Origin of the sequence: Acinetobacter sp. TYF_19, assembly GCF_043105125.1 — a bacterium.
GTDB classification, from domain to species: Bacteria; Pseudomonadota; Gammaproteobacteria; order Pseudomonadales; family Moraxellaceae; genus Acinetobacter; species Acinetobacter johnsonii.
In genome coordinates this window covers 27,871-53,355 of record NZ_JBICLH010000052.1, presented here as the reverse complement: position 1 = coordinate 53,355, position 25,485 = coordinate 27,871, and the positions used below count along the sequence as shown (strand labels likewise).

25 protein-coding genes are annotated in these 25,485 nt (G+C 40.6%); 21 read left to right on the top strand and 4 right to left on the bottom strand.

Features of this window, described 5'->3' with window-relative positions; all coding sequences use genetic code 11:
* Positions 1-311: 311 nt before the first annotated feature.
* From ACF8FD_RS06960 to ACF8FD_RS06950, 3 genes are all read left to right on the top strand, one after another.
* The gene (locus tag ACF8FD_RS06960) at positions 312-1,661 is read left to right on the top strand and encodes an aromatic acid/H+ symport family MFS transporter (RefSeq protein ID WP_281963680.1); all 1,350 of its coding nucleotides are present in this window, start codon (positions 312-314) and stop codon (positions 1,659-1,661) included.
* Between the two features lie 84 nt (positions 1,662-1,745).
* On the top strand, positions 1,746-2,561 hold the full coding sequence (locus tag ACF8FD_RS06955) for a hypothetical protein (protein ID WP_392453289.1): 816 nt from the start codon (positions 1,746-1,748) through the stop codon (positions 2,559-2,561).
* A gap of 61 nt (positions 2,562-2,622) precedes the next feature.
* A complete protein-coding gene (locus tag ACF8FD_RS06950; protein ID WP_281963682.1) occupies positions 2,623-2,934 on the top strand; it encodes an ankyrin repeat domain-containing protein in 312 nt (103 codons plus the stop codon).
* A 55-nt stretch (positions 2,935-2,989) separates the two neighbouring features.
* Here ACF8FD_RS06950 and ACF8FD_RS06945 read toward each other — a convergent pair whose 3' ends face one another.
* Positions 2,990-3,544 (bottom strand): DJ-1/PfpI family protein, encoded by a 555-nt coding sequence (locus tag ACF8FD_RS06945; RefSeq protein ID WP_392453288.1) that lies wholly within the window; start codon positions 3,542-3,544, stop codon positions 2,990-2,992.
* A 325-nt stretch (positions 3,545-3,869) separates the two neighbouring features.
* Between ACF8FD_RS06945 and ACF8FD_RS06940 the strand changes: the two genes are divergently transcribed.
* The 5 genes from ACF8FD_RS06940 to hisG all read left to right on the top strand — a co-directional run bounded on the left by ACF8FD_RS06940 (position 3,870) and on the right by hisG (position 8,180).
* Entirely contained in the window at positions 3,870-5,324 is a 1,455-nt protein-coding gene (locus tag ACF8FD_RS06940) for an RNA polymerase factor sigma-54 (RefSeq protein ID WP_005400217.1), read from the top strand.
* Positions 5,325-5,495: 171 nt separating this feature from the next.
* Positions 5,496-5,828, top strand: a complete 333-nt coding sequence (gene hpf, locus ACF8FD_RS06935) for a ribosome hibernation-promoting factor, HPF/YfiA family (RefSeq protein ID WP_004695021.1) — start codon at positions 5,496-5,498, stop codon at positions 5,826-5,828.
* 136 nt (positions 5,829-5,964) lie between these two features.
* A complete protein-coding gene (gene ibaG / locus ACF8FD_RS06930) occupies positions 5,965-6,216 on the top strand; it encodes a BolA family iron metabolism protein IbaG (RefSeq protein ID WP_004695019.1) in 252 nt (83 codons plus the stop codon).
* A gap of 6 nt (positions 6,217-6,222) precedes the next feature.
* Positions 6,223-7,482 (top strand): UDP-N-acetylglucosamine 1-carboxyvinyltransferase, encoded by a 1,260-nt coding sequence (gene murA, locus ACF8FD_RS06925; RefSeq protein WP_005400214.1) that lies wholly within the window; start codon positions 6,223-6,225, stop codon positions 7,480-7,482.
* Complete coding sequence (gene hisG / locus ACF8FD_RS06920; RefSeq protein WP_004984172.1) at positions 7,479-8,180, top strand: ATP phosphoribosyltransferase; 702 nt, start codon at positions 7,479-7,481, stop codon at positions 8,178-8,180. The genes murA and hisG overlap by 4 nt, the downstream gene beginning before the upstream one ends.
* Positions 8,181-8,254: 74 nt before the next feature.
* Here the strand turns inward: hisG and ACF8FD_RS06915 are convergent, their stop codons facing one another.
* Positions 8,255-8,599: a nuclear transport factor 2 family protein gene (locus ACF8FD_RS06915; protein WP_281963684.1), complete on the bottom strand. Its 345-nt coding sequence runs from the start codon at positions 8,597-8,599 to the stop codon at positions 8,255-8,257.
* A gap of 176 nt (positions 8,600-8,775) precedes the next feature.
* Between ACF8FD_RS06915 and hisD the strand changes: the two genes are divergently transcribed.
* Complete coding sequence (gene hisD / locus ACF8FD_RS06910; protein ID WP_281963707.1) at positions 8,776-10,077, top strand: histidinol dehydrogenase; 1,302 nt, start codon at positions 8,776-8,778, stop codon at positions 10,075-10,077.
* Between the two features lie 179 nt (positions 10,078-10,256).
* Entirely contained in the window at positions 10,257-11,348 is a 1,092-nt protein-coding gene (gene hisC / locus ACF8FD_RS06905; RefSeq protein WP_281963685.1) for a histidinol-phosphate transaminase, read from the top strand.
* 71 nt (positions 11,349-11,419) lie between these two features.
* Here the strand turns inward: hisC and pabB are convergent, their stop codons facing one another.
* Positions 11,420-12,769 carry an aminodeoxychorismate synthase component I gene (gene pabB, locus ACF8FD_RS06900; protein ID WP_392453287.1) on the bottom strand — a complete coding sequence of 450 codons (1,350 nt, stop codon included), beginning with the start codon at positions 12,767-12,769 and terminating at the stop codon, positions 11,420-11,422.
* Between the two features lie 254 nt (positions 12,770-13,023).
* Here pabB and ACF8FD_RS06895 point away from each other — a divergent pair, with 254 nt between their 5' ends.
* The 6 genes from ACF8FD_RS06895 to ACF8FD_RS06870 all read left to right on the top strand — a co-directional run bounded on the left by ACF8FD_RS06895 (position 13,024) and on the right by ACF8FD_RS06870 (position 21,070).
* Positions 13,024-13,980 (top strand): DUF6160 family protein, encoded by a 957-nt coding sequence (locus ACF8FD_RS06895; RefSeq protein WP_281963687.1) that lies wholly within the window; start codon positions 13,024-13,026, stop codon positions 13,978-13,980.
* Between the two features lie 188 nt (positions 13,981-14,168).
* On the top strand, positions 14,169-15,002 hold the full coding sequence (locus ACF8FD_RS06890; RefSeq protein WP_004695004.1) for a C39 family peptidase: 834 nt from the start codon (positions 14,169-14,171) through the stop codon (positions 15,000-15,002).
* Between the two features lie 47 nt (positions 15,003-15,049).
* Positions 15,050-16,207, top strand: a complete 1,158-nt coding sequence (locus tag ACF8FD_RS06885; RefSeq protein WP_392453290.1) for a hypothetical protein — start codon at positions 15,050-15,052, stop codon at positions 16,205-16,207.
* 12 nt (positions 16,208-16,219) lie between these two features.
* Positions 16,220-17,884, top strand: coding sequence for an OmpP1/FadL family transporter (locus ACF8FD_RS06880; protein WP_234304010.1), 1,665 nt, complete (start codon positions 16,220-16,222; stop codon positions 17,882-17,884).
* A gap of 29 nt (positions 17,885-17,913) precedes the next feature.
* The gene (gene filE / locus ACF8FD_RS06875; RefSeq protein WP_281963689.1) at positions 17,914-19,131 is read left to right on the top strand and encodes a putative pilus assembly protein FilE; all 1,218 of its coding nucleotides are present in this window, start codon (positions 17,914-17,916) and stop codon (positions 19,129-19,131) included.
* A 19-nt stretch (positions 19,132-19,150) separates the two neighbouring features.
* On the top strand, positions 19,151-21,070 hold the full coding sequence (locus tag ACF8FD_RS06870; RefSeq protein WP_281963690.1) for a flagellar protein FilF: 1,920 nt from the start codon (positions 19,151-19,153) through the stop codon (positions 21,068-21,070).
* Between the two features lie 58 nt (positions 21,071-21,128).
* On the opposite strand, the gene ACF8FD_RS06865 is transcribed toward ACF8FD_RS06870, so the two are convergent.
* Complete coding sequence (locus tag ACF8FD_RS06865; protein WP_392453286.1) at positions 21,129-21,677, bottom strand: NUDIX hydrolase; 549 nt, start codon at positions 21,675-21,677, stop codon at positions 21,129-21,131.
* Positions 21,678-21,800: 123 nt separating this feature from the next.
* On the opposite strand from ACF8FD_RS06865, the gene ACF8FD_RS06860 reads away from it, so the two are divergent.
* From ACF8FD_RS06860 to ACF8FD_RS06840, 5 genes are all read left to right on the top strand, one after another.
* Positions 21,801-22,403, top strand: coding sequence for a CoA pyrophosphatase (locus tag ACF8FD_RS06860; RefSeq protein WP_178927789.1), 603 nt, complete (start codon positions 21,801-21,803; stop codon positions 22,401-22,403).
* Positions 22,404-22,426: 23 nt separating this feature from the next.
* Complete coding sequence (locus ACF8FD_RS06855) at positions 22,427-22,957, top strand: gamma carbonic anhydrase family protein (protein WP_392453285.1); 531 nt, start codon at positions 22,427-22,429, stop codon at positions 22,955-22,957.
* Positions 22,958-23,086: 129 nt separating this feature from the next.
* On the top strand, positions 23,087-23,752 hold the full coding sequence (gene tsaB, locus ACF8FD_RS06850; protein ID WP_392453284.1) for a tRNA (adenosine(37)-N6)-threonylcarbamoyltransferase complex dimerization subunit type 1 TsaB: 666 nt from the start codon (positions 23,087-23,089) through the stop codon (positions 23,750-23,752).
* A 13-nt stretch (positions 23,753-23,765) separates the two neighbouring features.
* Positions 23,766-24,590: an undecaprenyl-diphosphate phosphatase gene (locus ACF8FD_RS06845; RefSeq protein WP_058869001.1), complete on the top strand. Its 825-nt coding sequence runs from the start codon at positions 23,766-23,768 to the stop codon at positions 24,588-24,590.
* Positions 24,584-25,402, top strand: coding sequence for a class I SAM-dependent methyltransferase (locus ACF8FD_RS06840; protein ID WP_392453283.1), 819 nt, complete (start codon positions 24,584-24,586; stop codon positions 25,400-25,402). The genes ACF8FD_RS06845 and ACF8FD_RS06840 overlap by 7 nt, the downstream gene beginning before the upstream one ends.
* The last annotated feature ends 83 nt before the right edge of the window (positions 25,403-25,485 follow it).

Sequence of the window (25,485 nt, the reverse complement as noted above, 5' to 3'; positions counted from 1 at the left end):
AAGGAAAGTTTAAATAATAAAGGAATCAATCGTCTAATTGAGATTTATCGTAATTAAATAAAATATCCTAAATAGTCATAATTATTATTTAAATGAACCTTTCCATATCTATATCTATTTAATTTTTTTAGTAATGCGAATTAAATCATTTATTTAGACTAATGTTGAATTTTTTTATCACTATAAATTGTGTGAATATGACACCAAATTACTTTGGTGAATGACTTCTGTTTGGGCTGAATTAGCACATTATAAAAACTGAAGGGCGCTAGTTAAAGTGCAATGAAACAATAGCTCCTAGGAGGTGAATAATGTCAGCTAAAGCAGTGAATGTGAATGATATTATTGATCGTGCAAAATTTTCAGGTTTCCATTTTCAAGTTGTTGCTTGGTGTTTACTAATTATTTTATTTGATGGTTATGATTTGGCAATTAATGGTGTGGTATTACCATTATTAATGGAAGACTGGGGCTTAAGTTCTGTGCAGGCGGGTATGCTTGCCAGTACTGCCCTAGCCGGCATGATGTTTGGTGCAATGATATTTGGCTCCTTAGCAGATAAAATTGGCCGTAAAAAAGTCATTATGATCTGTATTGTGCTTTTTAGCGGGCTTACCTGTGCAGGTGGTTTTGCATCAAATCCAACGGAATTTGCGATTTTACGTTTCCTTGCAGGACTTGGAATTGGTGGGGTAATGCCAAACCTTGTTGCGCTGACATCTGAGTATGCACCACAAAAAATGCGCAGTACCTTAGTAACCACAATGTTTAGTGGTTATGCTGTGGGTGGTGTAATGGCTGCATTGTTAGGTGCGTGGTTTACTCCAAGTTTTGGTTGGCAAATTATGTTTTTTATTGCCGGTATTCCATTGTTGTTACTACCCGTTATTTGGAAGTTTTTGCCCGAGTCTTTGACTTTTATTGTGCAACAAAACCGTCAGGCGGAAGCACGTAAAATTGTTCGTCGTTTAGCACCAACAGTGATAGTAAAAGAAGATACAACTTTTGAGTTGCATCAGGTTGATGTGCCAGAGTCTGCAAATGTTGTGAGCTTATTTAAACGTGGGCGCGCAGTAAATACCTTGTTATTTTGGCTGGCGTTCTTCACCTGCTTACTGACTATGTATGCTTTAAGCAGTTGGTTACCGAAGTTAATGATGGCAGCAGGCTACTCAATGGACAATAGCTTGATGTTTATGATGGTGATGAACATTGGTGCTGTGATTGGTATTGTGGGTGGAGGGATCTTGGCTGATCGCTTCCATTTGAAACCTGTGCTGATGTGCTTGGGCATGATGGGTGCTGTTGTAATGAGCTTGATGGGCTTCCAATCGAATCAATTCCTTTTATATATTTTAGTATTCTTGGCGGGTGCTGCATCCATTGGTTCGCAAATGCTGCTTTATAGCTATGTCGCTCAGTACTATCCACTTGCTGTTCGTTCAACGGGGATTGGTTGGTCGTCTGCGATTGGTCGTATGGGTGCAATCATTGGACCAATTTTAATCGGAAGTTTGTTAGGTATGAATTTACCTGCTCACTTTAATTTTATTGCAGTGGGTTTACCTGTGTTGATTACTGCTATTGCGGTTGCACTGATTATGCATGAAGATGAATCTGAAAAGATTGGTGCAAGTCAGCCTGCGATTTCGAAAGCTTAAGAGTCATTTAATTGAAAGCCTCCAAATTGTGGGGGCTTTTTGTTATATTGTTTTAATCTTAATAAATTAAAAGAAATTTAAAAAATGAGTTTTTTTGAAACGATTGGGTTGGGACTTTTAACAAATTTTCTGAGTGACCTTTTAAAGAAAAAACTCAAGTTTAAGATGAACAGGACTGATGTAGATAAAATCGCTGATCGCTTAAATTTAGTTTTGTCATTAATGAATGAAGGACGAGATGAAAAATTTACTGTAGCTCAGTTTAGTAAAATTTTAGAATTAAAAAAAGTAGGTGATTTAGAGAAGTACTTTATAAATATTGAAGAACCAGAGTTAGAATTTTTAGAAATTTTTTCCCAAACATTTGCAATTAATTATGAGTGGTTAACAGAAGGAAAAGGACATCCGTTTAAGTGCGATCAACAAATTTATATAAGTATTTACGATTGCTTAGAACGCATTGATCAAATAAAACCATTTATTATTTATTTTGTAAGATCCCAAAGTTTGCGTGGTGAAACTTGTATTCTATTAGAAGTTAGAGAGCATCATTTTATTGTTCTGAATAGCTATATCCATTTTAGTGAACAGGTTGGATTTGGTGGAAGTTGTGAGCTGGTAGCATTTAGGAAATTAGTGATGGAGTTAATTTTAGTACGTAAATATATAACTAAAGGTGTGATTGTTTCAGATCAAAACTTTAAAAAGTTGTATAAAGGGGAAATTCATCCGAAAGTTGCGTTAATGGCACGTAAGGGTAAATTTGAACATTGGCATGATGATTTTACTGATATTGATAACCAAAGATATGGTTATCGGCATCATGGTAAGTATGATAAGAACTTTAAAGATGCATTTAATATTGTGAAAAATAATATTGAAAAAAATGGAGAGCTTTAATATTTGTTGACCACAGAGTACTTTATGCATTTAATAAATCCAAAGCTTTGGAATAAAATATATGAAACTCAACTCATTCTCCCCAATTCCTGAAAACGATGATGAACTGCACTTACCTGAATTGGTGTATTGGGCGTCTTTAGGTGAACTAGCTGAAGTAGAAAAAAGTCTCGCCAATGGTGTAGATGTGAACTCTACTGATGATGAAGGTTATAGCGCCCTCCAAGCGGCGGCTGAAAATGGCTATCTAGATGTGGTAAAACTACTGGTTGAAAAAGGTGTGAATGTCCACTACAAAGGTGAATATACTGCGCTTCAACTGGCTGAAATGGCTGAACATGTAGAAATTATTGAATACTTAAAAAGTCTGTAACTTTTAAAAATGAATAAAAGAGCCTGCTCAATATCAGGCTCTTTTTTTTTGCATCTTAAATGCACGAATTGGATTCAATTTCTTTCAATATCACTTGATTAAAAGCGGGAAGATCCTTTGGACTACGTAAGCTGATGAGCGTCCAGCCACCTACTTTACATTTGTGAACGGCTTCATCGACCCATATAGCACCTGCATTTTCCAGATCGAGTCTTATATTCTTATGCGAAGTCAGATGCTTAGTTTTAATCTGTTCAGCTTTAATCAAAACTAAAGGCGCATGACAAATCACAGCTATTGGTTTGGCTTTGTTGCTAAAACTTTGGATAATTTCGAGAGCTTTGGGATGTTGGTGTAATAGATTGGCATTAACTGCACCGCCGGGGATAATCAGCAAACCGTAGTCGTCATAATGAACATGATCCAAATTGACGTCTGGAGGATAGCTTGCTGCCGATTCTGAGTCCATTTTAACAGTTCGAACATCGCGAGCTTCAATCGCGGCATGAATGCATTCTATGCCTTTGGACTGTAGAAAATGGAGAGGCTGAATTAGCTCATCATGCTCTACGCCTACATTTGAGGTTATAAACAATACTTTTTGAGTCATATAAACCCCCTAAAAAATGTCTATGCTTTAGCCTAACAAAGCAGCATGATTCAGATGTTTTGATTTAACGGACTCTTGTAAGTAAGTGAAAGCAGCCGATGTAGTGTTTCGTGTAATTCTGGACTGTGTGAAGGTTTTAATGATCCTTTTCAATAATTGATATGCATTAAGACATCCATAAAGTCTAAAACTAGACAGGAAATGAAAAACAATCTGCTCAAAAAATGTAGGTTTTTCGAATTTTTTATGCTATAAAAAATAAAACGGCACAAAAATTGCTTATAAAGCGTGCTTTAAAAATAGCTGTATTGATGAGTAGAGTTTTATGAAGTTATCGGTTGGATTGAAAGTTTCGAACTCTTTGTCGTTAACCCCCCAATTACAACAAGCTATTCGATTGCTTCAATTGTCGAGCCTTGAACTTGAACAAGAAATTCAGATTCAACTCGACAGCAATCCACTCTTAGAAAAAGTAGAAGAACAGTCATCTATCGAAAGCTTATCCAGTGTGCAAGAGCAAGAACAGGATAAGAAAGATTTGACCAACGAACTCAACGCCGACCATTTACCCGATGATTTACCGGTCGATACCGACTGGGATGATGTCTATACCCATCAACCGACCAGTTTGGGCGCAGCAGAGTTTGAAGAACGAGAAGATAATCGCCAAGGTCATTTGGGCTTAAAAGAGCATATGCTCGAGCAAATCAATCTGTTGCATTTTTCGCAAGTAGATATGTTGATTGCTTATTGCATTATTGACTCGTTGGACGATAAAGGTTTTTTAGACAGTGATATTTCAGAAATAACGACTTCAGTTCAACATCTTTTAACCAGTATGGACTATGACGACGAAGTCGAAGATGACGAAGTGGTTGTGGTGCTCAAGCATATTCAGCGTTTAGACCCACTTGGCGTTGGGGCGCGGAATCTTGCAGAGTGCTTAATGGTACAGTTGGAAGCCTTGCCGATGCAGACCGCATGTCGAAATGATGCCATGAATCTGCTGAAAAACTATGAACTATTGATCAGCAATGAACTGGCAAAACTAATCAAACAAACAGGTTTAAATCAAGAGCAGCTCAAGTGTGCGGTTGATTTATTGAAAACGCTAAAAGCACATCCAGGACTTGAGTTTGAAGATAAAGACTCGGATTATCAAATTCCTGATGTCGTGGTAATGAAGAAAAACGAACAATGGCAAGTGGCTTTAAATCCTGATGTGATGCCAAAACTTCGTGTGAACTCGTTTTATGCCAATATGATTAAGCGTGCAGATCAAAGTGAAGATAATCAGTATTTACGTAATCAAATGTTGGATGCGAAAAACTTTATTAAAAGTGTCGATGAACGCCATAAAACTTTACTGAAAGTGGCGACGTGTATCATTGAACATCAGCGTGCATTTTTAGAAATTGGTGCTGAAGGGATGAAGCCTTTGGTACTTCGAGATATTGCAGAAGAAGTTGAATTGCATGAGTCGACCGTTTCTCGGGTGACCACCAACAAATATATGCTGACACCACGCGGCTTGTTCGAATTGAAATATTTCTTTTCAAGTCATGTGGGGACTACTTCAGGCGGTGAAGCATCTTCAACTGCAATTCGCGCCAAGATTAAAAAATTGATTGCTGAAGAGAATGCACGTAAGCCTTTGTCAGATAACGCAATTGCCAATCTGTTAAAGGACGATGGAATTGATGTAGCGCGTCGGACAGTGGCAAAGTATCGTGAATCGTTACATATTCCATCATCTTCAGAACGAAAAGTCTTGATCTAAAATTTAAAATCTGACTATTCTAGAGGTTCATTATGACAACATAATGAACCTCTTTTTTCTTTAAGGAATGGCTAAAATGATTTGATGCTTCAATGTGTGCTGGTTATTTTGCAGTCATTAAATCGTCTTGGCTTTTCCTCATTAATCCTAATGAAGGTGAGGGATAGATATATGCAAATAACAATTCGTGGACATCATTTGAGCATTACCCCAGCTATTGAAGATACCATTCGCTGCAAATTTGCAGAAATGACCAAGCATATTGATCAGGTGAACAGTATGCAGGTGAAATTAACCAAGGATCATCAGGTCGATAAGCATACTAAAAAAGGCAGTAGCAATCATATTGCAGAAGCAATTATCCGTTTACCGGGCATTGAATTTTTTGCTCAGGCTTCAGCAGATGATATGTATACGTCGATTAAAAAATTATCAGAAAAACTAAAAAGACAGCTCGATAAGCACCGTAAAATGCAGCAGGTTTACCAACCGATCGCCATTTAGTTTTATTTTTATGCAAAAAGAGGTTTTTTAAAACCTCTTTTTTTATATATAAAGTGTGCGGGTTTATGATTTATTTTTCAGATTTATAGTAAAATGGCAGGTTTTTACACCGTTGGTCCTATAAGAGGTCTTTGTGATGAATAGTGAACAGCTCACTGAAATTTTAAAAGCTGCTTTTCCTGAAGCTGAAGTTGCAGTTAGTGGGCAAGGCGGAAAGTTTGACTTACGTATTGTCGACGACCAATTCGAAGGCAAACGTCCTGTTGCACGTCAGCAAGCTGTTTATGCACCATTAAATTCTTATATCGCAAGTGGCGAAGTGCATGCGGTGACTATTCGTGCAATGACTAAAGAAGAATGGCGTAAAGCAAGCTTATTCGGAGCTTAAAATTAGATGGATAAATTTTTAATTCAAGGTGGCACTAAGCTCGAAGGCGAAGTTCGTATTTCGGGTGCTAAAAATGCTGCCTTGCCGTTGCTTGCAGCAATGATTTTGCCTGAAACCCCAACCAAGCTCACCAACGTGCCGCATTTAAAAGATGTCAATACTTTGGTGCAGTTGATTGGTGGTCTAGGCATTACCATGACCTACGAAGGTGACACGGTTACTGCGGATACCTCAACACTGGACAATCAGTTTGCACCGTATGAGTTGGTGAAAACCATGCGTGCATCTATTTTAGTGCTAGGCCCATTGGTGGCGCGCTATGGTAGTGCAAAAGTGTCTTTGCCGGGTGGATGTGCGATTGGCTCGCGCCCAGTCGATCAACATTTAAAAGCTTTAGAAGCTTTAGGTGCAGAGATTGAAGTTGAAGCGGGTTATGTACACGCTAAAGTTGATGGCCGTCTGAAAGGTGGTGAAGTCATTTTTGATATGGTGACCGTGGGTGGTACTGAAAATATCTTAATGGCTGCGGCATTGGCCGAAGGCGTGACTACGATTCGTAATGCGGCACGTGAACCTGAAATTACTGACCTTGCGAAAATGTTGATCGCGATGGGTGCAAAAATTGAAGGATTAGACACAGATACCTTAGTGGTAACAGGTGTTGAAAAACTACATGGCTGTGAATACGCTGTGGTTGCTGACCGTATTGAAACAGGTTCGTATTTGGCTGCTGCGGCCATTACTGGTGGTCGTGTAAAAACCACACATACTGATCCAACTTTGATGGAATCGGTCTTAGAAAAGTTTGAAGAAATGGGCGCGGAAGTGACCCGTGGTGATGATTGGATTGAACTGGATATGATGGGTAAACGCCCGAAAGCAGTGAGTTTCCAAACGCTTCCACATCCTGATTTCCCAACTGATATGCAAGCACAGATTATGGCGGTCAATGCTATTGGTCGTGGTTTTGCTACTATTTCTGAAACGATTTTTGAAAACCGTTTTATGCATGTACCTGAATTGTCACGTATGGGTGCCAATATTCAGGTCGAAGGTAATGATGCTGTCGTGACGGGTGTAGAGAAACTTTCTGCAGCACCTGTGATGGCAACAGATTTACGTGCTTCTTTCTCTCTAGTGTTAGCTGCACTTGCTGCTGATGGTGAGACGCTGATTGATCGTATCTATCATATTGACCGCGGTTATGAAGATGTCGAAGCGAAATTACAAGGTATAGGCGCCCAAATTAAGCGAGTAAGTTCATGAGCGATATGAGAAACGATGATCCAAATTTTGACGTAATGGGCAATTTTGATCATGGTTTAACATTGGCATTGAGTAAAGGTCGTATTTTAAAAGAAACCCTGCCTTTACTTGAAACGGCTGGAATTAACTTACTGGAAGATCCTGATAAGTCACGAAAGTTAATTTTCCCAACCACCCATAAACAAGTCCGTATTTTAATTTTACGTGCTTCTGACGTACCTACCTATGTGGAAAATGGTGCGGCTGATATCGGTGTTGCGGGCAAAGACGTGCTTATGGAACATGGCGCGCAAAACGTTTATGAACCGCTCGATTTAAAAATCGCAGTATGTAAACTGATGACCGCGGGAAAAGTTGGTATGGAACGTCCAAAAGGGCGTTTAAAAATTGCCACTAAATACGTAAACTTAACCCGTCAGTACTATGCAAGCTTAGGTGAGCAAGTCGATGTGATTAAGTTGTACGGTTCAATGGAGCTTGCACCGTTGGTGGGTTTGGGCGATTACATTGTTGACGTGGTCGATACTGGGAATACTTTACGTGCCAATGGTTTAGAACCTTTGGAAGAAATTTGTAAAGTGTCTTCACGTCTGATCGTGAACAAGGCAAGTTTCAAACGTAAGCAAGCATTGTTAAACCCAATTCTTGCACAGTTAGAAACAGCAGTCGCTGAACGTGAAGCGTTAAAAAACAAATAAGTTGATCTTTTTTGTTTAAAGAAACCGCTATCGATGATGGCGGTTTTTTTGTACCTGCTCATTTTTTAATATTTTTATTGGATTGAAATACAATAGGATTGAATTTGGGCCAGTTGATTCAAATTGTTAAAATTATAGACATCACAAGCAGAAATTCGCGATGTCTGCTGGGTGTCATGAAATTGCGCTTCCCCTTGAACAATCACATGATGACCCGTTTGATGAATTGCTTGAATATGGAACTCATGCGCGACCGTCGTAAAATAATGCTCGATAGACTGGCAATGCTTGAGCACTTGATCAAAACCTGAAAGCCGTTGTTCACCCACAATTTCCCATGTAATGGTTTCTGAAAAATGCTGTTGGATTCGACTAAATTGCCCCGTTGAAAAGTATGTGGCTATGTCCGTGAGGGTCATCTCGTTTTGCCTGTTTTTTAGTCATGTTTAATAATTCTAGTTTAAAAATATTGAATCAGATTCATTTCCCGATGAAGTTAAAAGTAATTTTTCATTACACTCCGTGTTTAGCTGGAGGATTGTTGCCCACAAAATACAGGAAACAAGGTAAACTAAAGCTTCCCTTTATTTTCATTGTGGATAAATTGATGCGACGTTTATCGACTCAAGATCAGAACTTTAAACAAGTCTTTGCTGATTTGTTGGCTTTTGAAACCGTGAGTGACCCAGAACTTTTAAAAACCGTAGATCAAATCATCGCTGATGTTCGTCAGCATGGTAATGCTCATGTTCTTAAACTCACTCAACAGTTCGATCGACATCCCGCGCATCAATTCTCAGATTTAGAACTGACCCAAGAACAATTAAAAACTGCTTTTGAGGGTTTGAGTACTGAAGTCCGTGAGGCGTTAGAGTTTGCTGCAAACCGTATTCGTGAGTTTCACCAAGCGCAAAAACAAGAAGGCTGGACCTATTTGGATGCCTTGGGGAACACACTTGGGCAAAAAGTAACGCCTTTAGATCGCGTTGGTATTTATGTACCAGGGGGCTTGGCATCTTATCCGTCTTCTGTGTTAATGAATGCTGTGCCTGCGCATGTGGCGGGTGTACCTGAAATTATTATGGTGGTGCCTGCACCGAATGGTGAGTTGAATCCTTTGGTGTTAGCAGCTGCTTATTTGGCTGGTGTCAGCCGTGTCTTTACCATTGGTGGGGCACAAGCGGTTGCGGCTTTAGCTTATGGTACAGAAACGATTCCAGCCGTGGATAAGATTACAGGACCGGGCAACCGTTTTGTCGCGGCTGCGAAACGTGCAGTATTCGGACAAGTCGGTATCGACATGATTGCAGGGCCGTCTGAAATTTTAGTCTATGCCGAAGGCGTAAATAACGCACAATGGCTGGCGATGGATTTATTGTCCCAAGCTGAACACGATACTGTGGCACAAGCAGTGTTTATCACACCGGATGAACAGTTATTAAATGAAGTAGAATTGGCTATTGAAGCGCATTTGCAAGCGTTGCCTAAAGCTGAGATTGCACGTACTTCAATTGCCAATCGTGGCGCATTAGTGCTTGTGAAAAACCGCGCTGAAGCAGTTGAACTAATTAATCAAGTCGCGCCTGAGCATTTAGAACTGTGCCTAGATGAAGCACAGGAAATGGCTGAAGATATTCGCCATGCAGGCGCAATCTTTATGGGGCGTTATACGCCAGAAGCGATCGGTGACTATTGTGCAGGGCCAAATCACGTTTTGCCAACTTCAGGTACCGCACGCTTTTCCTCGCCGCTGGGTGTATATGATTTCCAAAAACGTTCAAGTTTGATTATGTGCTCTGAGCAAGGTGTGAAAACTTTGGCGAAAACCGCGGATATCTTAGCGCAACAAGAAAACTTAGATGCGCATGCGCGTTCGGCACGTTATCGTTATCAATAATATAAATTTAGATCCCTCATTTGTTCAGTAATGAACGTTCCGTTCCTCTCCCTATGGGAGGGGTTAGGAGAGGGGAAAATATTTAATTCAGTTTGGGACATCATAAACCTCTCCCAAACCCTCTCCTAGAAGGAGAGGGCTTATATAAAAGTAAGTTGAGTGCATAAATGAGATAGACAATGTCTAACATTACCACAGAACAAATGCGTTTTTGGAGTCCTGAAGTACGTGAATTAGAACCGTATGTACCAGGCGAACAACCGAAAATTCAAAATTTATTGAAGCTCAATACCAATGAAAATCCATATCCACCCTCACCAAAAGTGGTGGAGGCTGTTCAAGCAGTCTTGGTAAACTCAGCAGATGTATTGCGTTTATATCCAGATCCAGACGCTGCTGCATTAAAGCAGGCGATTGCGAAACAACAAAATGTTGTGGTTGAAAATGTCTTTGTTGGCAATGGTTCAGATGAAGTCTTAGCACATATTTTTAAAGCATTTTTTGTGCAAGAGCTGCCTGTACTTTACCCCGATATTACCTATAGCTTCTATCCTGTTTATAGCCAATTCTTTGGGGTCAAAACCAAAATTTTGCCACTCAATGATGACTTTGAAATTGTGGTGGATGACTATAAACAAGCCAATGGCGGCATTATTATCACCAATCCAAATGCACCAACCAGTATTGATATTGGTTTAGCTGCAATTGAGGAAGTACTTCAAGCCAATCCAAATTCAGTCGTGGTCATTGATGAAGCTTATGTAGACTTTGGTGCTGAATCGGCAGTCAGTTTGGTGGAAAAATATGAGAACTTGGTGGTGTGCCAAACCACGTCTAAGTCTCGCTCACTGGCGGGTTTACGGGTTGGTTTTGCGATTGCTCAACCGCATTTGATTGCGGCACTTGAAGCGGTGAAGAATAGTTTTAACTCTTATCCGATGGATCGTTTTGCGATAGCCGCTGCGGTTGCATCATTTGAAGATCAAGCTTATTTCGAAGCACAAAATCAAAAAGTGATTCAAAGCCGTGAACATTTGGTTGAACAATTGACCGCACTGGGCTTTAACGTTTTACCATCAAGTGCCAACTTTATCTTTGCATCATTGCCTACCAAAGATGCTGGTCAATTAGCGGCTGAATTACGTGAACAAGGTATTATTGTGCGTTATTTCAATAAACCGCGTATTAACCAGTTTTTACGTATCACAGTTGGAACTGATGAACAAAATCAACGCTTAGTCGATACATTGAAAAATGCTATTTTAAAATAAACTTTCAACAGTTTTGATCTTTGAAAAGTGAACGTTCATTAATATGAAGGTTCACTTTTTTATTTTGGAGGCTATTCAGTGTCCGTTTGTACAAAGGTATTGAGTAAATTAAGCAGTGCTGAGACCTTGTCAAAGCATTCTTGGTATTCAGCCTCATACTCTGATGCAATAGTGATTCCACCGCCAGCCCAAAGCGAAACCTCATCTTGGAATTTTTGAATAGAACGAATCAGAATGTTCCAAGAACCCGTACCATCAAAATTAAAATAACCCATTGAGCCACAGTACGCTCCGCGTGGGGCACCTTCGAGTTCTTCAATAATCTGCATCGCTCGAATTTTAGGCGCGCCTGTAATAGACCCGCCAGGTAGCGCAGAGAGCAGCACATGAAAGGGATGAACTTCTGCTTTCAGTGTTGCTTCGACTTCGCTGACCATATGATGGACTTGATTAAAGCTTTCAATATTAAACAGTTTAGGTGTTTTGACTGAGCCCGTTTCTGCGTAAACACTCAAGTCATTACGCAGTAGATCGACAATCATCACATTTTCAGCTTGGTCTTTTTCAGAAGTCATTAAGCGTTGTTTAGATTGTTCATCTAAGACTGGATCTGCATAGCGCGGCATGGTGCCTTTAATCGGCTTGGTAATGATTTTTCGATGGGTTTGAAAATCAATAAACAACTCGGGCGAACAACTTAAGAGTTCAAAATCATCGCTACGGAGATACCCCGAGTAAGGTGCATCGGTCAATTGCCAAAATGCTTCGACTGCACTTAGGAGTCGACCATGTGCCTTGGCTGTGAACTCTTGTGTCAGATTGATTTGATAGCAATCCCCAGCTTTGATGTAATCCTGTACTTGCTGAAAGGCTTGTTTGTATTCGGTTTTAGTCCAGCGTGCTTGGCAGATCGATGCGAGTTGGAGTGGATGGCTTAAGGCCGATGGCTGGAATAAATACGATTCAATTTTGCGATAAATGTGTTCAGCTTGTGAATCACTACTGCAAAATAGCCAGCCTGCATCAGTCCATTGTAGATAACTGCTGTATAAACCTAAAAATAGGCTTGGCTGTGGCTTAATTTGAACAGGAACGTGTTGCTGGGCGGCATAATCATAACTGACGAATCCAATGAGTCCGCCACTAAAAGATGCTTCTTTTTGTTCTGAGTTTGGCTGAATATTACTGGAAATGTCTATTTCTTTGTCATCGTGGATGTAACAAAAATCCTGAGTGCGTTGAAAGAAAAAGTGCTGGTTTTTTTGAAAAACTTGATAACGCTCAGGTAAAAAAGCAATGACAGGTGCATCGACATTTTGTAAATAGACTAACTGTGTGAGCTCATTCAATGCCTGTAGTATATGAGATACAGAGAGGCTTGAATCACAAATTATCTTTTTAAATGATTGGCTTAGAGTCATGCTAACGCAAATAGGATTAAAAAATTCAGGCTATTTTACCTCATTGTACGTGTACGCATAGAGGAAATACCGTTTATCGGTAAGCTATGGATTGCGACCAACAGCAGTTGATCAAAAAATCACTCGCATATAACTTAGTTCAGGCAATGAAGTCACTCAAGGATAGATGTTAATACTGGGTCAAAATAAAAAAAGCAGTAGTTAACATCGAGTGATTGGTATCACAAAAATAAAGCTCTTAGGAGAGGAACAAGATGAAAATTATTACTAAACTTGCTTTAGTTTCTTCAATGGCAATCAGTGTAAATGCGATGGCAATGCAAGCAATGGATGACGCTTCGCTCAGTGCCGCTACAGGTCAAGATGGTCTAAATATCGGTATCGGTATTTCTAAAATCGAAATTGGTAAGGTTTTTGTTCATGATAATGATGGTTTAGCGACTACATCTCTAGGTGGTACTTCAACTGCTGGTGCTATCGTTATCCAAGGTAATGGTATAGCGGGTGATACGCTGGAAAATCACGGTATTGTTATTGGTGCGAACTATGATAATGCAGGAGCATATTTACTTCCATCTCGTAACTTAGCTGATTTGCAAATTGACACAGATGCAAACGGTGGTAATGCATTTATTAACATTGCAGCTCAAGTTTCAGGTTTAGATATTAAAATTGGTCAAATTGGTGTAGTTGCTTCGGCTGATGTTCCTACAACAGGAGCAACCTCTATCCGTCGTGGTGGTACAGGTACGGTGAATCCGATTTTAAGTGGTTTATCACTGAAAACAGGTCCAATGTCTGCAAACATCCAACTAGGTGCTGCACCGCAAGGCGCAATGATCCAATTAAATGCGACGATGGTTGGTGGTTTAGAAATTAAAAACTTAGGTATTTTAGATAATTCAACTAAAACAGCAACGCGTGCTGCAGGTGAAATCTTTGTTGAAAGCATTAAAGTTGCAGATGCAAACTCTCTAGATTTAACACTGAATCAAAAAATTAGTGTGATTGGTGAAGAAGGTGCGAATAAGGGCTATATTCGTATGATTAGCACAAGTGGCGCGCACGATACTTATGTTAAAGGTGTACATTTGGGTAGCCGTAATGCTGCATCTATTGGTGATGTAGAAGTTCAAGGTATGCAAACATACTTTAGTCCTGCTGCAGGAGTGTATACACCAGGTGCTGTGATTACTATTTCTGGTCACTAAAATTAGCCTTTAGAAAAGCGCGTGAATTCACGCGCTTTTTTTCTAAAATATATTCATAAAAAATGCAAAAAAGACTATTTTTTTTAGATAAAACACAGTATCTTCTTGAATGTATGGATATAGAGTATTAACTCTAAAAACAAAAAATGGGCGGGATGCCTATATATTATTAAAAAAAGTAAAAAGCTATGTTAGAGATCGCATTAGGCTCAGCAATGATGTATTACTTTGCCACCGAAGCCTTTGATATTAAGAAAAAACCAGCGGAAGCGGTTTACTATACTGAAGTTTTAGACTCTCGAAATGCATCTTTTACCAGAATGCATCATGAACCTGTCCTAATTAATCCTGCTGTAGAAGACCAATTTCGAGGCATTGTCCGTCAAGCTTATGACTATAGTTGTGGCTCAGCAGCACTGACCACCTTAATCAATGGCTATGTCGGTGCTCAACTTACAGAACAACAAACCATGGATGGCTTGCTTCGCTATGGCGAATATGAGCGAATTATTGAGCGTCGTAGTTTTTCTTTATTGGACATGAAACGCTTTGTGACTGCACTTGGTTTAGAAAGTGGAGGCTACAAGGGGGAATTTGAAGATTTGGTCAAGCAAGGTCAACCTGCCATTGTTCCAATCTCTTATGCTGGTTTTAAACATTTTGTGGTGTATAAGGGCTATAAAGATGGACGGGTCTATGTTGCCGATCCTGCCTTAGGAAATATTAGTTTTGATGAACAACGTTTCAAGGATGTTTGGGAAAATAACACGTTGTTTTTAATTAATGTTCCGACTGAAATGCGTAAAAATATGTTGGCTTTACAGGAAGCCGATCTGCGACATGTAGATGATGCTACGGTCAATCGCTATGCACTCGTCGATATTCAATATCCGCAACACTATATGGAAAAAATAGCCGATCGTGCATCTACAATTCGCCTAGAGCGTAATAAAAATAAAGAGTCGGAATATTATGGACAGCCGACATACAATTTTCTCAGGCTTTATTATAAAAACAAATAAAGTGTGAAAAAAATAAAACAAGAACAATGGTGTAGGTAAGGACAATGATGAAGACATGGATGAATAAAACACTCCTCGCAGTGAGTGTGCAGATGATTCTTGGGGTGGCCTATGCTGCGGAAGAACCGAGCTTAGGAGAGTATGAAGCAGTCGGTGAAACCGTTGAGGTAGAACAAGCTACTGAGCAGGCGCAAGATCAAGTTGGATCGGATCAACCCACTGTGCCTGCACCACAAGAAAAGCCAGCATCTGTAAACACTGGAAGTGTTGAGCAAGCAGCGTCTTCTGCGTTGCAACAGCAAGAGGGTGATGCAACTAAAGAGACCAACTTAGAAGAAGTTTTTACCTCAAATGAACGTCAGTATTCATTAATTAAACAAGGTGAGATTTCATCTTATTACGACATCGATTATACCTATTACCGAGATACTCAACTTGATTTAGAGATGGCACAAGGTCAGCTCTATCAACTGCGGGTACAAGAAAATGCAACGCACAGTTTAACCAATACTTTTACGGCACAATATGGTTTAAGAGATAACTTAACGTTAACGGCATCATTGCCTTTGGTTGCCAAAACTGACTTATTAAAAGACACCTCTACAGCAGGTCTTGGGGACATTTCCTTTGGTGCTCGTTGGGAACCTTTTCCACTCAAAGCTGGCCGTTTGCCATTGATTTTATTTGGTAACGTTTCTACCAAAACTGGCGATAGCCCTTATGAAATTAATGCCACTTCAGACTTAGCAACAGGCAAGGGATATTATTCAGCAGGTGTTGGGGCAAGTACGCGTAAATATATTGATCCCGTGGTGCTGTTTGCATCGGTCTCTGCGAACTATGGTTTCAAAGAATCGGGCTTAGATCAGCGCCGTGGTAGCCGTGTGATTGAAGCGTTTGAACCAGGGATTAGTGGTGGTTTTGCCTTCGGTTTTGCCTATTCCTTTAACTATGATGTCTCAATGACAATGTCATACCAACAAAGTTTCAATACTGGGGCTGAATTTACCTACAGCTCAGGGGAGCGTTACTCTCCAGCAGATCAAACCAGTTCAACTTTTGCGATTTCCTTAGGTGTACGCATCTCACCTGAAACGATTGTGAATGGGACGGTTGGCCTTGGTTTAACAGAAGATGCACCTGATGTGTCATTAGGGTTGTCTTTCCCGTTAGATATTCTTGGTTTTGGAAAAAAGCTTAAATAATAGGGGAGTCGTATGAAAAATATCCGACTTAGCCCTTTGGTGTCTGCCATATTATTAACGGGCTATTCTAGTGTTACATTTGCTGCTTTAGGGCAAAACTTATCAGTTGATATTCGCTCTTTGGCTATGGGCAATGCAGTCACTGCTGATCCACCTGGGATCAGTGCCATTCACTTTAACCCAGCAGCACTGACCAAAATTGAAGGCTTACAAACGGATGTGCAGGGTATTCTCGCTGATTTTAATATCGAGCGTGAGTTCTCTGTTCCCGCAGGTTATAACGTGTTTGGCTATTCAGATGATCCAATTGTTTGTAATGATGGGCCTGAAGTTGATGCCGATATCTGTACCGACTTCAAAGGGCCAGTCCGCGGTGATGTTGAATACCCGAGCTTATATGTACCTGGTTTGAAGAAAATGGTGGACTTGGGTAAAGGTATGCCTGTGGCTGCCCCGACTGCGGGTATAGCATATAATCCGCCAGGCTCTAAAATGACGTTTGCAACTGCCATGTATGCGCCATTAATTGCAGGATTCGGTGCGGAAGATGGCAATCCCGGTAACTTTATGGGACAACAAGTTGCGCTAGAACGGATCACCTATTTATCACCGTCTATGGCCTACCAAATCAATGATCAACTTTCCATTGGTGGTTCAATTGGGATGTCTTATCAAGCTTTGGCATTAAAAAATGATCTACGTTTTCCCAATGAGTTGATTGGGATGTTGCGGATGATTGATGATGTTGTCTGTACTCCATTTAAAGAAAACTCTGATGTGATTACCGACATTCTCTTGCTGGGCATGTGTAATGCTGAAGAGGGAATGAATCCTTTTGGGCGCTTTGGTCAACTCGAACTTTCAGCAGAACAGTCTCTGAGCCCAAGCTATAACTTGGGTGTGCTGTGGGAGCCAACAGAAGATTTTAGTTTTGGTGTAGTCTACCAAAGTGCTGCCAAAATGCGGATGAAAGGTAAATATCACATAGACAATGCTAAAGCACCACAAGAACTCATTAAAGGGTTGATGTCCTCCCCAACAGGGCAGATTCTGGCTGCTGTTTTAGGTTTTCCAAGTTCTGTACCATCCAGTGAGTCGGGTCTGGTATCGATGGATTTAGAATATCCAGCACATTTCCAAGCGGGGATTAAATATAAGCTTTTACCCGATTTACAAGTTAATGTTGATGTGGGATGGACCGATTATAAAGCATGGGACAAATTTAAATTTGAATTTGACCGTCAAGTTTCGGCGCTCAAAATTGCAAAATTGCTTTCAGCCAATATTTCAGATAGTAGTTTGGCTTTGCCTTTGGCATTTGAGTCACCATGGAACTACGGTATTGGGATTGAATATTCAGCAACAGATCGTTTAAAACTCCGTGCAGGCTATGAGCCACGGACCAGTGCGATACCTGATGATAAACGGAATACGATGGTGCCGATTAACAATGCACGCTTGTTTGGTTTGGGTGTTGGTTATCGTTTTGATGCAGATACTGATTTAGATCTATCGATTGGTTTTTTGCAAAGCCGAGATAAAATTCCTGCAAATTCTAGTAGCTTAGCGAACCAAACTGGGGTAAATAATATTTTATTAAACCCGTATGCCGGTTTAAATGTAAAAACAGATACAACCATTACGATTTTAGGGTTGAACTATAGAACACGGTGGTAAGCACATTGAATACAATAAAAAGGATTTTATTGCCCTCATCACTATGCTTATTGGGTTGGATTTCGAGTGAAAGTTTTGCGGGAGAGTTTTTTACGATTATTGGTCCAGATGGTAGACCGATGGTGGTACAAGGCAAAGCCAGTGAGTCCCCAGATAAGCAAGTGAAACAGGGTCGTAAGCAGGAAGAAAAGGAAACGCGTGAAGTCTCTGAGGTCAGAGTACCAGTACTAATGCCCGCTCAGGAATTTGCACCACAGCCGATACAGCCAATAACCGAAATGAAGGCTCATTTACCAGATACAAAGCCTGCACCAAAAAAGAAACTTTCTGCTGAGAAGCAAGTCACTTCTTCTACAGTGATTCAGGCTGAGCGTCCATTCAGCAAAACTGAAACCAAGGTGCTGGTTCAACAAAAAGTGATTGAAACCACTCAGCAGATCCCGCAAGCCCCAGTGAGTAGTACTCAAACCATTAAGCCTGCATCAACGCCTCAAAGCATAACTCATACGGATTCGGTAAGTGCAGAGAAATCAATTGCATCCTCAAGCATGTTTAATCAAATGGATGGAACTGATTACGTTCGCAACGAATATTTAGAAGACCGTGAATTTAACTTAGAAGGCAAACGTCGTTTTTATACCATGCCTGAAGGAGTGATTGATCATAAAACTGGAGCGACTCGTTTTCAGGTCATTGAGCGAGAAAAAGGAGTGAGTAAATCTGTCCTTAACGCTATGTTTAAACCCAAGCAAAAAGAAAACTTAGCCCCGATTGCCTTAGCATCGACCTATTACCGAATGTCACAACAAGACACGATCACTAGCTTAGGACAAACTTGTTTTAAGGATAAAAAGCTGAAAAAAGCAAAAAGCTTACAAGCCAATCACGATATTAATGTTTGGCCGAAAAAGCCGATCAAAGAAAATTTTGAATTTGAAATCATCAAAGTGGATAGCAATATTCAAAATATTCAATTAAATTCGTATGCATCTACACAAAATAATCCCACATTTTATTGGCCTTTTGCTGTGTTCTTAGACCAAAATGCCTGTGTGCTTGAAGGGGTAGGAGGGTTTAAAAATGATGAAAACTCACCCTCTATGCTATCGCATGAAATGATTGCAGGTATTTTACATGTACCTGAGCAAAGCCATTACTTACTGTTGACACCACTCTCTTCTGCTGTAGATGTCGAACATAAAGTTCTAACCAATCACGGTCAGTTAAAATTAATCGCAATTCGCTAAAAATAAATAGAGTATGAAAATGAAAAAACAAATTTTATGGCCATTTACCTTGTCGACATTGGTTGTTGCCTTAGCTGGTTGTGGTGGAGAAAGTGCCAATGTGAATCCGGAGCCGAATCAAGTGAATTCTGTCAACGGAAGCTGTTTGCTGAAAGATAAAAACTGTGTTGAGTTTGCCTTGGATTATCCAGTTGATGGGATTAACTTTGTCTGTAGTAGCGACCCCGATAATACGTATATGACTTTGATGGAGCCGAAAACCAATGCGGCAACAGGCCGCTGCTCTGAAGGGGACAAAATTCACTTCTTGTTGACTGGAAGTTCGGATAAACAAGTCGAACTCGGTACAGTTCCTTTGTCTGAAATTGGCAATGTGAGTACGGTTTCAGCCTCACTGCCACGCCTTAGTATTTTAGATATGGCAAAAGGGTTAAATGGTGGAACGGCTGCAACCAGTTTGAGTCCAAACGATAAGACCGTAAAAATTGCGATGGCTTTGGCGAAAATTTTTCAAGCTTTAGGTCTAGAGCGTGGTGCTGGGGTGGTTGGAGATGTACAACCTTTTGGTATTTTAGCCTCTAAAAAAGCAGACTTATCACTCCTCTTGGCATCAATTAGTGCTGAAGATTATGCATCAGGAGCATACGTAGATAAAATCCGGCCATGGATTGATGTCAGTCAAGTCAGCAATGAGGATGCTTTTAAAGTGGTCCAAACATTGGTGCTCATGAATAACTCTGCCACCTATCAAGCGGACTTCCCGATTTTTGCAAATGCTCTATCGGACAAGACAGGGATTGGTTTACCGCAAGGCTTATATGGTTGTAATGCTACAGACTGTAAGACTAGTCCTGCTAATCTTCGTCATTTAATTGGAAGCTTTATTATTCTAACGGATCGACAAGGTTATACCTTTGGTTCAGGTGTACAGTGGCGTGGACCATTAAAAGAACAATTAGGCAGTGATTTGGCAACCAGTGTGACGGTCGATTTACTGAAAAATATTGAACCTGCCAAAATGAATGCTTTAGCACAAACGTCTTGGATTAACCCCTTAACTAAAAGTATTCAGCAACCATTTAAGTTTAATCTGACAGATCCAAATTCGGATGATTTCACCATTACCCAAGGCAAGCTGTTTAATGACTATCTAATTGCAGGGACGGAAAAATTTTATAAGCAATTAACCAAGGATCCAAATGCTAGCCCATCATCCTATGGTTTATGGCAGCAAAACTATGGCACAGATACCTTCAAAGGTTCATTTGATGCCTTTAAAATTTTTCCAATTGGCTATTTAGATAATGATGTATTTAAGTCTAAGAACAATGTGGCGGCTGGGCAGAAGTATATTTTTCCACTGTATGCCAACTTAATTTTTAAGGCAAATAACTCTAGTGATAGCCTAGCCTTAGGTATTGCAATTGATGAATCGGGTGATATTCGTACTGATATGCAGTCCGCTAGTAATAAAGCGACGGCATGTACACCGCTACTAACAACGGGTGCAACCTTAACGACAGATAACAATCAAGTACAGTACCGAATTGGAACACTGGGTGCGACAGATACTTCAAATAAAGCTGTAACCTTCCGTATCCTCTTGGCAAATCCTATCTTTGATAAAATTGATGGCGCAGTTATTGGCGCAAATACCAATATTGTGAGTGATGTAAATAGTGAAGGAAAACAAGCATCTACAGTGATTGGTGGGGCACGTGTTAATCTAGGCAATTTATTGTCTGCCAATGTTAATGAAAGTGCTTATATTTCCCTCAGTGATTTTTCTGGTGCAGGGGTAAAGTGGACCAATATCTATAAGGCGTATTTGAATAACTATTATGAAAAAAATAGCATCGCCAATCGAGCGGCCGCAGACTTCCGTGAAGGCGAAGTTTCAATTGAAATTGCTGATTGCTATAAAGTGTTAGCAAAATAATATCGTTGTAACACAAAAAAAGCCTATCATCGATGGGCTTTTTTGATATTAGGCAACATTAACCTGTATGGTCTAAGCGTGTACCTAGGGTTTCGAGATGAAAATTAAATTGATTACTTTTACGGTCGGCAAAATAGTGACGTAAGGTATGTTCGACACTTGGGAAAGCCAGTTCTGACCAAGGAATTTCATCTTCTTCAAATAAACGACATTCAATGCTTTCTTCGCCAGCACCGAATTTTCCATCCACTAAGTTCGCTTTAAAGAGCACATAAATTTGACCAATACGCGGAATATTGTACAAGCAATATAGCTGTTCAATTTCAACTTCCGCTTCAGCTTCTTCACGGGTTTCTCGTGCAGCACCTTGTTCCATGGTTTCAAACAACTCCATGTAACCTGCTGGTAAAGTCCATAGCCCATAACGCGGTTCAATAGCGCGGCGGCATAACAATACTTTATTTTCCCAAAGTGCGAGTGCGCCACAAATCACTTTAGGGTTCACATAATGAATAGAACTACAAGAGGTGCAAACACAACGTAATTGATGGTCGCCAAGAGGGATTTGTTCTGTTGTTTTTTGTCCGCAATTGCTGCAAAAGTCCATATTCATCATCAATGATAAAGTTCAGACTCAGCATAACTTAAAAATTAAATTTTGGCATCATTTCTCTTTTTTCAGTATCAAATTCAGCTATGATGAAAAAAAGAATGATGGGGACGACGTTCAATGGATGAACATTCATTAACACGCATACTGCAGCAACAGTTACGGTTTTCAAGCAAAATTAAATCGGCAGATGCAGCTGTGTTAATCGCGATCACCAATGAAGACGATCCCAAAGTTTTACTGACCCGCCGCTCTGTTTACCTATCTAATCATGCTGGTGAAGTGTCTTTTCCTGGCGGAAAAAGAGATCCGCAAGATACCAGTAATATCGTGGTTGCCTTGCGTGAAGCTTATGAAGAGACCGCATTGAATCCTTTTGATGTACAGCTGCTCGGTGATTTGCCAATGCAAAAAGCCCGTAATGGCATGCTAGTCAAACCTGTGGTCGGGCTGATTCCGCCTGAAGTCGAATTGGTTGCCCAGCCGACAGAAATTGATCGTATTTTCTTTGCATCACTCAAACAGCTGATGGAAGTACCTGCGGTGCCTTATGAAGTTCGTTTTGCCCATCAATCTCTCTATTTTCCCAGTATGCGGGTGGAAAATGAAATTGTTTGGGGGCTGACAGCACGGATGTTGGTTACATTATTTCAATATGGTTTAGGCTACCATAAAGAGTGGCCATTTTTAGTCAATTCACCGACTTTTCGGTTCCCCAAGTAAGTTGAGTATTTTAAGGAAAAAATATGTTGTACAAATTTAAAGGTCATGCCCCACAAGCAATGCATCAACCATGGAATGGCTGGGTTGCGGAAAATGCCACAGTCATCGGTCAAGTCCAATTGGGGCAGCAGGTCAGTATTTGGTTTGGGGCGGTCGTACGTGCAGACAATTGCAAAATTCGTTTAGGGGACTTTACCAATATTCAGGAAAATGCGGTTTTACATACCGATGCTGGGATTGAAATGAATATTGGCAATTATGTCACGATTGGGCATCAAGCCATGTTGCATGGTTGCACAGTGGGGGATAATAGTCTGATTGGGATTAATGCTGTCGTTTTAAACAATGCTGTGATTGGGAAAAATTGTATTATTGGCGCGAATGCACTGATTCCGGAAGGTAAAGTCATTCCAGATAATTCTCTGGTTATGGGCTCACCGGGTAAAGTCGTCAAAACTTTGGACGAAACGGCTGAGGCTCGTTTGAAAATGAGTGCACTGCATTATTCAGAACACTTTAAACAATTTATCGATTTAGAGCCGGCACAGTTATAAGCTTACTTTTTCCCATTCAGCCTAGATTTTTCTAGGCTTTTTTAGCTCTGTTTTGAGAACATCTCGCCTAGTGCTTTTGAGTGGAGTATCATAGCCACGTTTTTATAGATTAAATCATTAAGGTTGTGCATGAAAGTGCTGGCATTGGAATCTGCAAATGAGCAGTGTTCCGTCTCTATTGTAGATGAAAATCAAGAACTTTTTTTCCAATTGGATACGCGCGCAAAAGCACAAACGCATACGATTCTCCCAATGATTGAACAAGGGTTTTTACAGTTGGATATAAAGACAGAAGATTTGTCTTGTATCGCTTTTAGCCGTGGCCCAGGTTCTTTTAGCGGCGTTCGTATTAATGCCGCCGTGACTCAAGCTTTGGCATGGTCGAATGATTTGCCTGTGGTTCCTGTTTCAACTTTACAAGCGCTCGCACAAGCTGCACATCGTGTGCACGGTCTAACCACAGTCACCGCAGTTTTAGACGCTCGCATGGGTGAAGTCTATATTGCAAGTTTTCAATTAGATACGGACGGCATCATGCAAGCCGTCGATGAAGAACAGCTTCTAAGCTATGCCGCGGCTACTGAATGTACACCGTTTACTTTAGTTGGTTCAGGCGCAACCTTAATTGATCCATCACAAATACAATACAAAGATTTAAGTGCAACTGCGCAAGATATTGCCACAATTGCGCGCAAGAATGCACAGCAACAACACTGGGTGAGTGCTGAACTTGCACTTCCAGTCTATTTACGTGATAACGCTTGGAAAAAAATCCCGGAACAGGGCAAAGCATAATTAGGGTTTTTTTATGGATCTTTTACTGCTGCTCAAAGCGGCAATTATGGGTATTGTTGAAGGTATTACTGAATTCTTACCCATTTCGAGCACTGGACATTTAATTTTAGCTTCAGAACTCATGAATTTCTGGACCAAAGAAAAAAGTGATGTCTTTGTGATCGCCATTCAAATGGGGGCAATTGCAGCCGTCATTTATGAATATTGGGCACGTTTGTGGGGGGCAGCAACGGGGATTTTTAGTGGTGAACCCCAAGGTCGCCGTCTCGGGATTGGGTTAATTTTAGCGTCGATTCCTATTGTGCTGATTGGTCTGACATTTGGTCAAACGGTGAAAGAGCTTTTATTTAATGATATTGCCATTGCTATTGGTTTGATTGTGGGTGGCTTGATTATTATTTGGATTGAAAAGCATCCACCACAAGAGCGCGTGCATGAAGTTGAAGACCTGAGTGTAAAAGATGCGATTTGGATTGGTCTGATTCAAGTACTGTCTTTAATTCCAGGGACATCACGTTCGGGGGCAACCATTATTGGCGCGATGTTCTTAGGTGTATCGCGCAAAGCAGCCACTGAGTTTTCATTCTTCTTGGGTATTCCAGTAATTATTGGTGCGGGTCTGTTAGATTTGTACCAAAGTGCGCATGTGTTTGACGGACAACAAGATTGGATCGTATTGGCAACAGGCATTATTGTTTCTTTTATCTCGGCTTTACTGTTGATTCGTGCTTTAGTCGCTTATGTGGCGAAGCGTGATTTCATGATTTTTGCATGGTATCGCATCGCTTCAGGCTTAGTGATTCTACTGTTTGCCTTTACGGGTTGGAAGTTATGGTAGGCCCAATGCGCTTATATGTGGAACAAGAGCATTTAGAAAAAGCACAGCACTATGTTGCTGTGCTTTTTTCTCGTGGTGTCGAAGTCAGCATCGAAGTCGCCGAAAAGTTAAATGCACGTTTCTTCCGTTTTCATCCTGAACTGGGTCTGTGTGCTGATGCCGATGGGCTTTGGCTTTGTGCCAATGGCATGAAAATGCAGCCGGATTGGAAAGCTGAAGTTCCACGTTTAAAGCGTGCGTCGTTAAAGTCTGAAATGATTGCTCGTGCTTGCCACTTGACTGAAAAACCTAAGCTCATTGATGCAACGGCAGGGCTTGGGCATGATTCACTGCTCATGGCACATTTAGGCGCCAATGTCACTTTGGTAGAACGCCATCCCATTTTATTCACCTTGTTAGAGTCAAGTAAGGAACAGGCTTTGCAGGATGCATTTTTAAACCCTGTAGTGAATAGAATTGACTTGGTTTTTTCAGATTCCGCACAGTATTTGCAGCAGCAAGCAGAGCAGGGCAATACGGTTGATGTGGTTTATCTAGATCCGATGTTTCCACAACGTGATCAAAACCAGCAAGCGGTAAAAAAACAGGCACAAGTGAAAAAGCAAATGCAGCTTTTACATATGTTACTGCCTGAAGATGGTGAGATGGATTTGGGCGATCATCTGCTTGGCTTAGCGCAAAAAGTGGCAAAACGGGTGGTGGTCAAACGTCCTCGCTTGGCCGTATTTTTGGCAAATCAAGAAACCACTCATCAGTGGTTGGGTGACGCCTGCCGTTTTGATGCCTATTTTCAGCATGAACGCTTAGACTGAAGTGGAAGACTGCTTCAAAAGTATGCAAAGATTTGTTATATAGTTAAAAACATCATTGATAAAATGCTGATCAAGCATAAACT